Origin of the sequence: Peribacillus sp. NPDC097197 (genome assembly GCF_050278025.1) — a bacterium.
In the GTDB taxonomy this organism is placed as follows: Bacteria; Bacillota; Bacilli; order Bacillales; family DSM-1321; genus Peribacillus.
Genome location: NZ_JBNNST010000025.1, coordinates 1 through 13,371 on the forward strand (window position 1 = coordinate 1; position 13,371 = coordinate 13,371).

Consider the following 13,371-nt stretch of genomic DNA (forward strand, 5'->3'; position numbering starts at 1 on the left):
TAAATTATTATAGAAATAGAAAAACAGGTGGAGAAAAACAACTCGTTTTTCTCCACCTGTTTTATTTTAGGGACTTATTAGACAGCCCCTTTTTTGTATAAAGCCTAAGCTATGTGCCCCATACTACATGTATGACCCAATACAAAGGAGAAGACTTCATGGATGATAAGGTAAAAAAACTTGCTGGGAAAGCACAGGCCTCTCTGAGTCATGCTGTAGATTATATGAAGGAAAAGATAATAGAACTTACGGGAGGAACCTCCATCACAATTATGGAGCTCGCTCTTTATATTCAAAACCAACCGGAGACGAATCGAATCGACAAGGACCTTTTAGGGAAGACCTATACCTTTTATTCTCTAAAGAAAGAAGGAGCGACCTACCATTTGGAAATGAAAAATGCCCACATCCTCCAGTTGGATGTCCACATCAAAAATCACGATATCATCTCCTATCGTTCCTATCGTGATCATTCTAAACTGTCCAGTCCCATTAAGATTCCTAATACCCTCTTGCCAGATTGAACGTCTTGAGTGGCCCTTTATAAAAAAGGGCCACTTTTTACTTTTTATTCCTCTTAAAACGAGACATATAGGAATAATATGGGTATATGATAGAGAGAGAATGAGCAGGAAAGGAGTCGATGGTATGAATGAAAAGTGGAATGGCGACCAAATGGCAGATGTAAAGGGGAAAACAGTTGTGATTACAGGGGCGAATAGCGGCCTTGGTTTTGAAACGGCTTTTGTATTAGCGGGGAAAGGAGCAGAAGTCATTCTTGCTGTCCGGAATGCTTCGAAAGGGGAAAAGGCGGTGGATCGAATCACGTCTGCCCATCCTAAGGCAAATGTCTCCGTGATGCCACTCGATTTAAGTGATTTGAGGAGCATTCATCAGTTTAGTGATTCATTCTTGGAGAACTACGATTCCTTATCCATTCTAATCAACAATGCAGGGGTCATGATTCCCCCTTATAGTCAAACGAAGGATGGGTTCGAGCTACAATTCGGAAGCAATCACCTTGGGCATTTTGCCTTGACAGGCCTATTGCTTCCCAAAATCCTTTCGACGCCAAAATCACGGGTCGTCACATTAAGCAGTTTAGCCGCCAATAACGGGACCATAAACTTCGATCACTTGGATGGGAAGGATCAATATAAACCAATGAGGTATTATGCCCAAAGCAAACTTGCCAACCTTCTCTTTTCCCGGGAATTGCAAAACAAGTTCGAACAGCACCAAGCAAACTCGATCAGTGTCGCCTGCCACCCTGGACTTTCCCATACAAACCTCATGTCGCGCGGATCTGGCAAGCCCCTGAATAAGTTTGTCCACTATTTGTCCAAGACCTTCACCCAGCCCGCCAATATGGGTGCCCTTCCCACGCTTTATGCAGCAACGGAACCTACCTTAAGAGGTGGGGAATATATTGGCCCAGATGGAAAAAAGGGAAGAAAGGGCTTCCCTAAAAAAGATCCCATCATCGATTCTCTATATGACAAAGACACTTCAGAAAAATTATGGGAGACTTCAGAATCCATGACAAGTGTTCAGTATCCCTTTACTTTTGCCAATATAAACCGATCATGATGCTTCTCTATAGAACAGGAACCAGCTGTTCTTTTTTTTCGTCCTTTTTCATGAAAGATGCGTAATTTCCCTTTTAAGAGAGATACTATAAAAAAAATTAATGAGGGACAAGCATGCTTGAAAACGGAAAAATTACTTCCTATCAATTGGCACTGATTATTTATCCAACCATCTTTGCTACAGCCATTTTGACCGTGCCAAACATATCCCATTCATATGCGGGGCGAGATATGTGGATATCTCCGATCATTGGCTCATTGAATGGTTTTTTCACAGCTTATATCCTATACCAATTACATAAGATGTACCCGAATGAAACGATATTCGAATACAGCCGGCATATTATAGGCAAGTTTCCTTCAAAGGCCCTGACTTGTTTGTATGTTTTCTTTTTCCTTTACATGTCGGGCTTCATTTTAAGGGAGTATGCCGATTTCATCATCATTACTTTTTTGCCGGAAACGCCAAGGGTCGTCATCATGGGTAGCCTGGTCTTGGTGTCTGCCTTCGCGGTTTCTGGCGGTGTATCGGTGCTGGGACGTGCTTCATCTCTTTTCATTCCCATATTCATCATCCCGATTCCATTCATTATGTTGATTCTTTTTCAGGACTACGATACGACCAGGATTTATCCGATATTGGAAAATGGTCTAAAGCCGCCACTATTAGGCGCCGCTGTTCCACAGGCTTGGTTCAGTGAAGTCTTTATCATTGCGGTACTTCTACCATTCCTTAGGGATCGAAAGCAGGGGATGAAATGGATCATCATCTCCATCATCGCCATTATGCTGAGCCTTATTTGTTTGAATCTAACTGCCTTGTTCCTTTTCGGTGATCTCACGAGCTACTACACATTTCCCGTATTCAAGGCGATTCGCTACATCAGTTTCATGAATTTCTTTGAGCACCTTGAAGCGGCAATCATACCAGGATGGATGCTTGGGGCATACATCAAGCTCACGGTGTTCTTCTATATCCTAGTTGTGGGTACAGCTCAGTGCCTGAATCTTCCTAGCTATAAACCGCTTATTCTACCGTTAGGATTCCTGGTTACATTATTTGGTTTTTGGGAGTTTTACAACTTACAGGGTCAGACCGAGTTCACTAGAACCGTCTTTCCTTTTTTGCTTCCCTTCATGTTGACACTGCTCCCGGTCCTGCTATTAGTAATAGCTAAATTGAAAAGACGTTTATACCAGAAGAAAGAAGTTCCGAATGGCTCTTCATCCCTAACTAAAAACTAGCCTGTAGAAAGGAGTAGGCCATGTCATGAACCAATCCGAACAAGAGAAAATAAAGCAGGACTTGCCGCTATTTAAGGATCTTCCCAAAAACCTTTCCTATTTACAAGCGACTTATTCCAATTGTTACGATGTGGTTTTTCGGACCTTTTGCATTGGGGGACATACGGATGCCGCCCTCCTTTATATGGAAGGACTATCCGATACGAAACAAATTGAAAATAATGTGATGAATACGCTGATGGAAGGGTCCCTCTCATTTTCTGACATCCATGAAGCCGTGAAAGAAAGGCTTCAAGTTCTTGATACAAAAGAAATTCGTACGTTTGCCGATTGCATCACCTATCTTTCTACCGGCTACTCGATTCTCTTGGTACAAAAAATGGATTATGCCCTGGCACTGGGCCTTGTGAAAGTTGATAAGCGCCCGATTGAGGACCCCGAAGCTGAAAGTGTGGTTCGTGGTCCCCGCGAAGGATTCATCGAATCCATACAAACCAACACATCTCTCATTCGCAGAAAAATCAGCTCCCCCACGCTTAAAATGGAAAAAGTAAAAGTGGGGAGTTATACAAAAACGGAGGTTGTCATTGCCTATATAGAGGGTAAGGCTGATAAACAAGTATTGGAGACATTGAAAACCAGGATCAACGAGATTGAATTGGATGGTGTTCTGGAAACAGGATATATCGAGGGATCCATCAAGGACAATCCATATTCGCCTTTTCCACAATTGCTAACAACGGAAAGACCCGATGTTGTGGCTGCCAATTTGCTGGAAGGACGTATCGTCATCCTAGTCGATGGGACACCTTTCGTTTTAATCGCCCCGGTCAGTTTCTATTCTTTTATCCAGTCACCGGAAGATTATTATTTTGGCTTTTTAATCGGTTCTTCTGTACGACTATTACGCTACCTATTTATTTTTTTCTCGGTTACCCTCCCGTCCTTGTATGTCGCCATCCTGACTTTTCACCAGGAAATGATTCCGACCACCCTGTTAATTACCATTGCCTCATCACGGGAAGCCATACCATTTCCGGCATTCGTGGAAGCAATCATGATGGAGGTCACCTTCGAGGCTCTAAGGGAAGCAGGACTCCGGCTTCCTAAACAAATCGGTGCAGCCGTCAGCATCGTCGGGGGGCTAGTTATCGGACAGGCCGCGGTTCAAGCCGGAATCGTTTCCGCTCCGATGGTCATCGTCGTTTCTCTTACAGGGATCGCCTCCTTTTTAGTGCCTCGCTATTCGCAGGGTATCGCCTTACGATTATTACGCTTCCCCATTATCCTCCTTGCCGGGACACTGGGATTATTCGGGCTGATGCTTGGGATCATCACTATCGTCATTCATCTATGCAAGTTGACCTCCATTGGGGTACCTTACCTACCTCCTTTGAAGAATGGTTCATGGCAAGACGCACTATTCCGGGCACCTTGGCAATCTTTACAGAAGCGGAGGAGATTTTTTAATGAAGACAACCACCCCAATCAGAAAAACCTTAGGATGAGAGGAAAGGACTCCAAAGCATGAATACCATTCTTTCCAAGCCAATCAAAAAAGCCATTACAGTGACCATGCTTTGCTTTTTCACTTGTACCCTATCTGGCTGTTGGGGTAGTAAAGAACTTTCCAATATGGCCTTGGTCATGGCAGCGGGGATAGATATTACAGAAGAAGATAAAGTGAAAGTTACCATCCAGGTTTTCATTCCCCGGGCCGCCAGCAGTCAACAGCAAGGAGCCGGTCCTGGGACGGGTGGAGTCGAAAGCCTTGTCCTCGTTAAATCGGCAACAGGGGAAAATATGGCGGATGCCATGGTGAACCTGCAAAAGTTATTTTCTCGCCAGATTTTCTGGGGCCACTGTGATGCCTTTATTTTCGGAGAAAAATTTGCCCTTAAAGGTCATTTGAATGATCAGATTGATTTCATCAATCGCCATCCTCAACCCCGGGCACGTGGCGACTTATTTATCAGCAAGGGGCCGGCTTCCGAGATACTCGAATTGGTCCCCGCTCTAGAAAGTTATATGGGGGATGTTTTACAAAAATCATCGGAATTGTATATAAAAAAACCGATCACAGTCAAGGATTTCCAGCTGATGACCATCAGTGATTCCAAGGGCGGCATACTCCCACTTCTTGAAATATCCAAGCCTGATCAACCAGAAAAGGCAACAGAGACCATTACCACGTTTTCTGGTGTCGCTATTTTCAAAGAGGATAAAATGGTAGGATCGATTAAAGAAGATGTCACGCAAGGTTTGCTATGGATCCGGAATCAAAATAAATTGGGAGCGATAACCACATCGACCCCTGACGGAAGGAAAATCTCGGTGCACCCACTTCGGCAATCGACAAAGCTGATTCCCAAGATTGAAAACGGAAAGTGGAGTGTAACGGTTGATGTGAACGTAGACGGTTTACTGGTTCAAAACGGCAGCAATCTGGATATCATGGAGGAATCTAGTTCGAAGCAGATTGAGACCTATTTACAGCATGAAATGGAACGAGATATAGAGGCTGCCATTACCGAGGTGAGGGATGGCATGGGGACGGATGCCTTCGGTATTGCTGAATCCTTTCATCAAAAGTATCCAGAAGAGTGGGAAAAGGTAAAAGACCATTGGAAGTATGTCTTCCCACAAGTCACAATAAACATGGATATCCATTTGAAAGTACAAGAACCAGGTTTGATGACGAAAACATTAGGAACGATAAAGAGAGGTGAGTAGGATTTGAAAATGGCCGCTATATTGGGAGTGACTGTCTTACTCTTCCTCCTTTTTCTTTTCAACTATCCTAAAATCGACCGCTCCCATAAAAGAGAGAAAAAAACGGTGGTCCTTTTACTGGCCATCGGATGGGTTCTGGCAATCCTTCTCATACTCTTTCCGGAAATGCCGGGACCTACACAAATATTCAACATCCTGTTTAGTCCACTAAAAAAGCTATTATAACGAAAAAGAGGGAGCCTAGGCCCCCTCTTTCTTCATTTATTATTCAGCGTCAAAAACTTCTACTTTCTCCATTTTGTCGCCATTTTTCATTGCTTTAGCCGTTTCTAGACCTGATGTTACTTTACCGAATACAGTATGAACACCGTTTAGATGCGGTTGTGGTTCATGAACGATAAAGAATTGGCTTGAGCCCGTATCTTTTCCGGCATGCGCCATGGACAAGCTGCCTGCTTCATGCTTGTGTGGGTTTCCAGCTGTTTCACATTTGATTTGTGTGCCGCTTCCGCCTGCACCTGTACCTGTTGGATCTCCACCTTGGCTTACGAAGCCAGGGATGACACGGTGAAAGACTACACCATTGTAAAAGCCTGTGTTTGCCAGGTTCTCAAAGTTAGCTACTGTGTTTGGTGCTTCATTAGGGAAAAGATCAAATTCGATTTTCTCTCCGTTTTCCATCAATATGTATCCTTTTTTAGCCATTATAAAACATCTCCTTTAAAATGAACTGAATCAGTCTTAATAGTACCATTTTTAGCAAGAGAAAGAAAAGAAAGCGCTGTGTTTTCAGATTCAATTATTATACAGCGTGCGTTTCTTCTCTTATAATAGGGAATATTCACTAAAAAAGGAGGAAAAAACAATGACCCAACAATTTGATGCCTTATTCGTAAACAAACAAGAAGATGACTTTTCCTTAACCATTCAGCAACTTTCACTCAGCGATCTTCCAGAAGGTGAAGTGCTCATCCGCGTGCATTATTCTGGCGTGAACTATAAAGACAGCCTAGCGACGATCCCTAACGGAAACATCGTTGGCCGCTATCCGATTGTCCCAGGCATCGATTTGGCAGGTGTTGTCGTTTCATCTAAGGATTCCCGTTTCAAAGAAGGAGCTGAAGTGATTGCCACCTCCTACGGGATTGGCGTTTCACACTTCGGGGGCTACAGTGAGTTCGCCCGTATTCCAGCAGAGTGGGTTGTCCCGCTCCCTGAAGGCCTAACATTGAAAGAAGCCATGGTTATCGGAACTGCCGGTTTCACCGCTGCACTTTCCATCATGCGTCTAGAAGAAAATGGACTCAAGCAAGAGGACGGAAATGTTCTCGTCACAGGAGCCACTGGAGGCGTCGGCAGTTTTGCCGTCTCGATTCTTTCCAAGCTCGGCTATTCGGTAGAAGCGAGCACCGGGAAAAAATCAGAACACGCGTACATAAAGGAACTGGGCGCTACGAAGATTTTATCCCGTGAAGATGTCTATGATGGCACGCTTCGTCCACTTGGCAAGCAAAAATGGATTGGTGCCGTTGACCCAGTCGGTGGAGAAACATTGGCCTCTGTCCTGAGCCAAGTTAAATATGGTGGATCGGTGGCGGTCAGTGGATTAACCGGAGGGACAAACCTGCCTTCGACTGTCTTCCCATTCATTTTGAGAGGCGTCAGCTTGCTTGGCATCGATTCAGTGAATTGCCCTATGGATACGAGGCTGAAAGTTTGGAAACGCCTAGCAACCGACTTTAAGTTGGATCATGTAGAACAGCTCATTCAACAGGAAATTTCCTTGCAGGAACTTCCCGATGTCCTGCCTACCTTACTGAAAGGTCAAGCAAGGGGACGGACAATCGTCAAATTATAAAAAACAAAAGGTGACGTTAGCTCTGGCTCTCGTCACCTTTTAATGTGCCTTTGAATAGGGAGGATGATATCGACGGTGGTTCCTTTGCCGACCTCGCTACTAAATTTAATTTGCCCTTGATGCTCATGAATAATTTTTGTACTCACCATTAGCCCCAGGCCGGTCCCTTTTTCCGTTGTGCTATAAAAAGGCTCACCTAAATGCTTCATTCGTTCCTCTGTCATCCCACTACCCGAATCAATGAAGCGGATGACCAGGTTCCCTGGATCATATTCATCCAACTGGATATGAAGTTTCCCGCCATTTTCCATGGCTTCAATCGCATTATTCACTACATTAGTAAACACTTGCTTTAATAGATTAGGTTCACCAAATACTGTTGAATCGTCGACTTTAGTTTCCATCGTTATTTCGACATCGTTCAGATTCGCCTGAAGCTTGGCCAACGTTATGACACTATCTAAAATGGCAGGTATCCGGGTATGTTCACATGTTTGCAATTGGGGATTGGCAAGACATAAAAACTCTTTAGCCAACCGTTCAATCTTGTCCACTTCCTTCACTGACAGGTCAAGGTATTCCTGCTTGTCAGGCGTTTCACCCATTAATTGCAAAAATCCCTTGATGGCAGTTAGTGGATTCCTTATCTCATGGGCAATGCCCGCCGCCATCTGACCGACCGCAGAAAGCATATTCGTCTTGCATAATAATTCTTCTGTCTTCTTACGTTCGGTAATATCTCTACAGAAAACCTGAATGGCCGGTCGTCCCTTATAAATAATCGGAAGGGCGATGGTTTCACCATAAAATACTTCACCATTAAAGCGCCTGAACTTTTGCTCCAGTAACTCGACCGTCTTCCCCTCATCTCTCATCACTTCTATTCGCTTGCCGACCGTGTCTTGAGAATCGGGATGCACGAACTGAAAAACGGACTTCCCCATAATTTCTTCCACAGACAAGCCCAGCATTCTGGCACCTTCGGGATTCATATACTCAATGATTCCATTACGATGCACAAAGATTGCTTCAGGTGACACCTCGATCAGGTTGCGATACCGTTCTTCGCTCTCCCTCAACGCTATTTCAGCCAACTTTTGATTCGTAATGTCCCTGTATACGAACGCCAATGCCGTCGGTTCATCTTCGTTATTCCTGATCGTAAAAAGGGTGATGCTCACATCAATTAGCTGGCCATCTTTTCTTTGTCTGACCGTTTCGAAGCCCTTCTCTTGTTCCCCCGACTTGACCCTATTATGCAACTCGTCAACAGATTCCTTCAGGAAATCAGGGATGATTGGAAAAGGCTTACCAAATACCTCGTCATTCATCCAGCCAAAAAACTCCTCAAAGGCAGCATTAACTTGTAGGGTTTTACCATCTAGATCAACGATGGAAATGGCATCCGCACTTTGTTCCATGAAAGATTGAAGCTGCTTTGTGATATCATCTACTTTTTCTTCCACTTGCCCTTGTCTATCATTAATTAGCTTTTTCAACAGATTTATTCCTTTCCAATTCCGAAAATTCACTTACTCAATTTTACAGTAACAGTAAATCATTTACCAGTATTTTATAGTAGTTTTCACTATCAATGTAGTGAAAACCCAATAAAAAGAAGCTAAATCAGTCATGCAGATTTAGCTCTTCCCTTTAAATGTATTATATTTACATTCTCCAACTATCGGTTCATAGAAGCATGTAACTTATTAAGATTGGATAGCATGTAACCACTATCATGGTATACGCACAATAATTTAACACGATATACATAAGAAAAGACGACACGTAGATGTGCCGTCTTTTCTAGTCATCAATCTTGTGGATCAAAAGCCGCTTCGAAAGCAGATGATACCTTTTCGAACTCCTCGTCCGTTTCGATATCATTTAACTCTCCTTCGCCTTCAACTCTGAAAAAGAAAATATCGATATCTTCCTCTGTGTCTTCTTCAATGTCTTCTAGCAAACCTACAGCTACATATTCCGTTCCTTCAACATCCAATGTTCCCAGAACTTCAACCTCGTGCTCTTGATCACTGTCGTCAGTAAGGGTAAACACTTCACCTTCGCGAATACTTCCCATCATAATCTCTCCTCTCAAGTCCATTTAAAATGGGTTTGTTTCCATAGTATATCTACTATTCCATACAGAAACAAATTTTTGCTTTAAAAAAGGGCAATTCTTTTCCTTTTCAATAGATAATCCATTAAAGTGGAAAAAAAACCCTATGAATTTTCGAACGAAATATAGAATACTCACCAATATAAAGTATAAAACGGAAGGAGGTAAGTGAATGTGTGACCAAACCGACTTGTTAAATACCATCAACCGTTTTTTAAATGGAGAGACACAAGCATACAATGACTTATATGAAAGGACCATCCAAACCGTCTATAAAAACGTCCATTTTCTTATAGATGAAAAATCAGAAGTAGACGATGTTGTTCAGGATGTCTACATACAGATTTATAAGTCTCTTCGTAAATATGATCGTGAGAGACCTTTTAAACCATGGTTGACGGGAATTGTCGTCAAAACAATTCAGACATACCGACGGAAAAGGTGGATGCGTCTTCGGATTTCCAAGAAAGTAGAAGAAACAAAGCAAGTCGCAATACCCGATTTTTCCAATGATATCGTAGAAAAAATCTCCAATCGGCATCTCGTAGATTTGGTGAACCAGTTGCCCTACAAGCTCAAACAGGTCGTGATTCTCCGGTACTTAAATGATTATTCTCAAGAAGAAGTGGCCCGAATATTAGATATCCCAATCGGGACCGTAAAATCACGAATCCATGCTTCTTTAAAAAAATTGAATGCTCACGGGAAAGAGAGCCTTTTATCCTTAGAGAAAGTGAGGAATGTATAATGAAGAACTTTCAGTCTCAATTAAGGGAATCACTACAAGAAGAAAGTACGGGCTTGAATGCTCCTCCTGAACTAAAAGTGAAAGTAATTAATAAACTGACTACCTATCGTGGAAAAAGAAAAAAACACCTAGTTACAGGAATTCTTATTGCCTCATTATTACTCCCGACGAGCGCTTTCGCCTATCAAACCTACTTGGCAGATGAGTTGTACGGGTCTTTCGATTATCTAAAAAAGCATGTAGCCAACGCTACCATGGAGGGGTACTTCCTTTTGGACGCAAAACTATCACAAGCTAAAGGGGATTTGGGAAAAGAAGAATATGTACAATTTAAAGAAAACCTGCAAGTTTTAACCGCGGCTAAATTGGAATATGGCAATTCTAACGGGAATATAGACTACGACACGATACCTGCAAGTAAAGCTGAAGAACTGAAAATCATTTTAATGGATCTACAGCCTTATTTTGATAAACTGAACGGACAGGTATCCAGCGAGGAGCTATTATCGAGCGAGGAATATGAAACGTATATCGAAGCCCTTATGACTTATGAAAAAATCACAGTGAAGAGCGAAACCGATGCAGACGTACCTACTAACGCCGAAAGCTTACCTTCTACTCTCCAAGCAGACTTTCAAGAAGCATTAGACTTCATGGACTACGTTAACGAGAAACAATTGAACGAACAAGCCTTTTGAATACTTGATAGATAATCTGTAAAGGTTGTCTTTTTATTTTTACGCCAACCTAAGTACTATCTTTATTAAAAATCAGATAATTTAGTCTATTTTACTGTATTTTTATACCTAATCATATATAATAGTATTGCTTATTAACAACAAGAAGGAGGAATCCCCTTTGACTATGAAGAAAGTCGATCATATCGGCATCGTTGTAAGAAATCTAGAAACATCCATCTCCTTTTATCAAGAAGTGTTGGATTTAAAATTGAAAGCGCGTGTACCTCATACGAATGGTGTCATTCAGCTTGCCTTCCTTGGGTATGAGGGTTCAGATGAAACCGAAATTGAATTGATTCAAGGATATAGTGACACGTTGCCATCAGAAGCAACGATTCATCACTTTGCCATTACCGTGGATGATATCGAAGAAGAATATGCGCGGATCCAAAGCCTTGAGAATGTTGAATTGATTGATGAAGAAATCGTCACCTTGCCAAACGGCTATCGCTATTTCTACATATACGGACCAGAGAAAGAATGGATCGAGTTCTTTCAGAGATGAAAACAAAAAGCAGAGCGATCAGCTTCTGCTTTTTTAATGAGTCCATTTAATAAATAGGTATCAAGCTTCGTCTACAGGTATCCGGTAATCAGGATTGCTCTGGTTCCAACCTCCGCCTTCTTCCACGGATTGATTGATACTACTGTCCCCATCACCATCAACCCAAATTCTCTCTCCACTTTCCAATGTCCGCCAATGAGGTTCCACACCATGTTCTTGATGATTTTCTTCTATTATATATGCTCCATCTGACCCATTTTTCAGTGCAAGATCCGAACCACCCAATCCGCCTTCATTCCCATTTACATCAATAACGTCCGCCATATCCAAAATGGATACCCCCAACGCACCAACGGCGACTGTTTTCCCCACATTGCGTAATCCTTCTTTCCAACGTGTTTCGTCCCCATCCCTAAGTCCTCCGGCTACATCTCCAACATTCCCCACCGTAGCCTTAATACCTTGTCCCACTGCTTTCGCTGTATTCCCTACACCGTCACCTAGATCCTTGAACCCTTGATCCACCCTCCCATCATCTTTCGATACTAGTCCACTTCCAAGATTCCAGACTCCCTCAGCCACATTCCCTACTTGCTTACCCGTGAACTCCGTGGAATTCTTAACACCATCGCCAACCTCTTGGATGAACTTAGATCCCGTTAATTCTCCAACTCCCTTAATAATGCCGCCAGTCACACCGCCAACTAACCATCCCGCACCTTCACCGGCACTTTTTAGAAAACCCATATTAATAGCCCCCAGATCCATTTAATAGTTCAATGTCACTACTTATTGTCATTTAATAACATACCACATTTTAAAAATATGGAAACCAATCAAAAAAAAAGAACCCGATTGGCCCTTTCCTTTAGAATGCATATTGGTATAACCCGTAATATAACGGTCCGAGGGTAATGAGTAATGTGACTCCAATGAGGATACTTTTCGCACGTCCTGAAATATCCTCCATTGCTGCTTCTCCATCATCATGCTTTCCGATATAACTGAAAAGTACATCCCACAGCAAACCACCTACAAACACGAATTTCCATATAAGAGGCGTGAGTATGGCTGTATTCGTCACAAATCCAAATAGTCCGATCCACGTAATAACTGAAATGATGAAATCCACTATTAAAGAGGGGGTACGAAGGCCTTTAAGCAAGAAAGCAATCGCCACCGTTCCTAAAATCCCTAAATAAATCGTCCAAAAAATATGCATATTCCATCCTTCTTCCGGTAAGATTCTTCAATTATATGAAGTATCGGATGAAAAGGGAATACAATAATGACATTCTCTTAATCTAGTACATATATCCTGTAAAACTATTTTATTTTTTAGATTAACCTGGTAAAATTTTCGAATGATGATAAAGGTTATGAGCGAAGAACATGCAAGTTTCCGCAGGAACGACCGTGAAAGGAACTCAAACAGATTATCGGGGGTTTGAATAGGAGAGTATCAAATGCTAGAAGAAGGTGATTCCGGCTGTAAATGCCCAGTGATCACCTTTTTCATTCTATCTTAGATTACCAGCTTGCCTTTTTGATGCCCGCGATTTGCCCAATATGTGCAAGATCACGGAAAACGATCCTGGACATGTTGAACTTCCGCATATATCCACGTGGTCTTCCCGTAACTCCACACCGATTGTGAATACGTGTTGGTGAGGCATCCCTTGGGAGCTTGGCCAATGCTGCATAATCTCCTTTCACTTTAAGTTCCTGTCGAACCTCTGCATACTTTTCTACTGTTTCCAGCTGTTTTTTTGCCTTTGCTATCTTTGACTTTTTTGCCACCTTAGTTATCTCTCCTTCTATAATAGTGTTT

Annotated in this window: 16 protein-coding genes; 10 read left to right on the forward strand and 6 right to left on the reverse strand. The window is 42.5% G+C overall.

Features of this window, described 5'->3' with window-relative positions:
• The first annotated feature begins 158 nt into the window (after positions 1 to 158).
• From ACQKL6_RS19875 to ACQKL6_RS19900, 6 genes are all read left to right on the forward strand, one after another.
• The gene (locus ACQKL6_RS19875; protein WP_402871266.1) at positions 159 to 524 is read left to right on the forward strand and encodes a hypothetical protein; all 366 of its coding nucleotides are present in this window, start codon (positions 159 to 161) and stop codon (positions 522 to 524) included.
• A gap of 124 nt (positions 525 to 648) precedes the next feature.
• On the forward strand, positions 649 to 1,590 hold the full coding sequence (locus ACQKL6_RS19880; protein ID WP_427651780.1) for an oxidoreductase: 942 nt from the start codon (positions 649 to 651) through the stop codon (positions 1,588 to 1,590).
• 113 nt (positions 1,591 to 1,703) lie between these two features.
• Entirely contained in the window at positions 1,704 to 2,834 is a 1,131-nt protein-coding gene (locus ACQKL6_RS19885) for a GerAB/ArcD/ProY family transporter (RefSeq protein ID WP_402954184.1), read from the forward strand.
• Positions 2,835 to 2,859: 25 nt separating this feature from the next.
• Entirely contained in the window at positions 2,860 to 4,365 is a 1,506-nt protein-coding gene (locus ACQKL6_RS19890) for a spore germination protein (RefSeq protein ID WP_427651781.1), read from the forward strand.
• Positions 4,362 to 5,567, forward strand: coding sequence for a Ger(x)C family spore germination protein (locus ACQKL6_RS19895; protein ID WP_402954188.1), 1,206 nt, complete (start codon positions 4,362 to 4,364; stop codon positions 5,565 to 5,567). Before ACQKL6_RS19890 ends, ACQKL6_RS19895 begins: the two co-directional genes overlap by 4 nt.
• Before the next feature lie 3 nt (positions 5,568 to 5,570).
• Positions 5,571 to 5,792, forward strand: coding sequence for a hypothetical protein (locus ACQKL6_RS19900; protein WP_427651782.1), 222 nt, complete (start codon positions 5,571 to 5,573; stop codon positions 5,790 to 5,792).
• A gap of 39 nt (positions 5,793 to 5,831) precedes the next feature.
• On the opposite strand, the gene ACQKL6_RS19905 is transcribed toward ACQKL6_RS19900, so the two are convergent.
• Positions 5,832 to 6,272 (reverse strand): peptidylprolyl isomerase, encoded by a 441-nt coding sequence (locus ACQKL6_RS19905; RefSeq protein ID WP_251540275.1) that lies wholly within the window; start codon positions 6,270 to 6,272, stop codon positions 5,832 to 5,834.
• Between the two features lie 160 nt (positions 6,273 to 6,432).
• Here ACQKL6_RS19905 and ACQKL6_RS19910 point away from each other — a divergent pair, with 160 nt between their 5' ends.
• Positions 6,433 to 7,425: an NADPH:quinone oxidoreductase family protein gene (locus tag ACQKL6_RS19910; RefSeq protein ID WP_427651784.1), complete on the forward strand. Its 993-nt coding sequence runs from the start codon at positions 6,433 to 6,435 to the stop codon at positions 7,423 to 7,425.
• Between the two features lie 32 nt (positions 7,426 to 7,457).
• Here ACQKL6_RS19910 and ACQKL6_RS19915 read toward each other — a convergent pair whose 3' ends face one another.
• The gene (locus tag ACQKL6_RS19915) at positions 7,458 to 8,924 is read right to left on the reverse strand and encodes a PAS domain-containing sensor histidine kinase (protein ID WP_402871251.1); all 1,467 of its coding nucleotides are present in this window, start codon (positions 8,922 to 8,924) and stop codon (positions 7,458 to 7,460) included.
• 314 nt (positions 8,925 to 9,238) lie between these two features.
• Complete coding sequence (locus tag ACQKL6_RS19920; protein ID WP_402871248.1) at positions 9,239 to 9,508, reverse strand: DUF1292 domain-containing protein; 270 nt, start codon at positions 9,506 to 9,508, stop codon at positions 9,239 to 9,241.
• Positions 9,509 to 9,719: 211 nt separating this feature from the next.
• Here ACQKL6_RS19920 and ACQKL6_RS19925 point away from each other — a divergent pair, with 211 nt between their 5' ends.
• From ACQKL6_RS19925 to ACQKL6_RS19935, 3 genes are all read left to right on the forward strand, one after another.
• Positions 9,720 to 10,295 carry a sigma-70 family RNA polymerase sigma factor gene (locus tag ACQKL6_RS19925; RefSeq protein WP_427651786.1) on the forward strand — a complete coding sequence of 192 codons (576 nt, stop codon included), beginning with the start codon at positions 9,720 to 9,722 and terminating at the stop codon, positions 10,293 to 10,295.
• Positions 10,295 to 10,993 (forward strand): DUF3600 domain-containing protein, encoded by a 699-nt coding sequence (locus ACQKL6_RS19930; protein WP_402871244.1) that lies wholly within the window; start codon positions 10,295 to 10,297, stop codon positions 10,991 to 10,993. Before ACQKL6_RS19925 ends, ACQKL6_RS19930 begins: the two co-directional genes overlap by 1 nt.
• A 166-nt stretch (positions 10,994 to 11,159) precedes the next feature.
• The gene (locus ACQKL6_RS19935; protein WP_427651800.1) at positions 11,160 to 11,540 is read left to right on the forward strand and encodes a VOC family protein; all 381 of its coding nucleotides are present in this window, start codon (positions 11,160 to 11,162) and stop codon (positions 11,538 to 11,540) included.
• Positions 11,541 to 11,600: 60 nt separating this feature from the next.
• Here ACQKL6_RS19935 and ACQKL6_RS19940 read toward each other — a convergent pair whose 3' ends face one another.
• From ACQKL6_RS19940 to rpsN, 3 genes are all read right to left on the reverse strand, one after another.
• Positions 11,601 to 12,287: a hypothetical protein gene (locus ACQKL6_RS19940; protein WP_427651787.1), complete on the reverse strand. Its 687-nt coding sequence runs from the start codon at positions 12,285 to 12,287 to the stop codon at positions 11,601 to 11,603.
• 121 nt (positions 12,288 to 12,408) lie between these two features.
• Positions 12,409 to 12,762: a hypothetical protein gene (locus ACQKL6_RS19945; RefSeq protein ID WP_402871239.1), complete on the reverse strand. Its 354-nt coding sequence runs from the start codon at positions 12,760 to 12,762 to the stop codon at positions 12,409 to 12,411.
• Between the two features lie 308 nt (positions 12,763 to 13,070).
• The gene (rpsN, locus tag ACQKL6_RS19950; protein WP_402871237.1) at positions 13,071 to 13,340 is read right to left on the reverse strand and encodes a 30S ribosomal protein S14; all 270 of its coding nucleotides are present in this window, start codon (positions 13,338 to 13,340) and stop codon (positions 13,071 to 13,073) included.
• Positions 13,341 to 13,371: the final 31 nt, after the last annotated feature.

Bases quoted from the DNA above. Each gene is read 5' to 3' on its own strand.
- ACQKL6_RS19940 (WP_427651787.1), bottom strand. From the start codon at position 12,287: ATGGGTTTTCTAAAAAGTGCCGGTGAAGGTGCGGGATGGTTAGTTGGC.
- ACQKL6_RS19905 (WP_251540275.1), bottom strand. From the start codon at position 6,272: ATGGCTAAAAAAGGATACATATTGATGGAAAACGGAGAGAAAATCGAA.
- ACQKL6_RS19925 (WP_427651786.1), top strand. From the start codon at position 9,720: ATGTGTGACCAAACCGACTTGTTAAATACCATCAACCGTTTTTTAAAT.
- ACQKL6_RS19875 (WP_402871266.1), top strand. From the start codon at position 159: ATGGATGATAAGGTAAAAAAACTTGCTGGGAAAGCACAGGCCTCTCTG.
- ACQKL6_RS19895 (WP_402954188.1), top strand. From the start codon at position 4,362: ATGAATACCATTCTTTCCAAGCCAATCAAAAAAGCCATTACAGTGACC.
- ACQKL6_RS19910 (WP_427651784.1), top strand. From the start codon at position 6,433: ATGACCCAACAATTTGATGCCTTATTCGTAAACAAACAAGAAGATGAC.
- ACQKL6_RS19920 (WP_402871248.1), bottom strand. From the start codon at position 9,508: ATGGGAAGTATTCGCGAAGGTGAAGTGTTTACCCTTACTGACGACAGT.
- ACQKL6_RS19885 (WP_402954184.1), top strand. From the start codon at position 1,704: ATGCTTGAAAACGGAAAAATTACTTCCTATCAATTGGCACTGATTATT.
- ACQKL6_RS19880 (WP_427651780.1), top strand. From the start codon at position 649: ATGAATGAAAAGTGGAATGGCGACCAAATGGCAGATGTAAAGGGGAAA.
- ACQKL6_RS19945 (WP_402871239.1), bottom strand. From the start codon at position 12,762: ATGCATATTTTTTGGACGATTTATTTAGGGATTTTAGGAACGGTGGCG.
- ACQKL6_RS19890 (WP_427651781.1), top strand. From the start codon at position 2,860: ATGAACCAATCCGAACAAGAGAAAATAAAGCAGGACTTGCCGCTATTT.
- ACQKL6_RS19930 (WP_402871244.1), top strand. From the start codon at position 10,295: ATGAAGAACTTTCAGTCTCAATTAAGGGAATCACTACAAGAAGAAAGT.
- ACQKL6_RS19935 (WP_427651800.1), top strand. From the start codon at position 11,160: ATGAAGAAAGTCGATCATATCGGCATCGTTGTAAGAAATCTAGAAACA.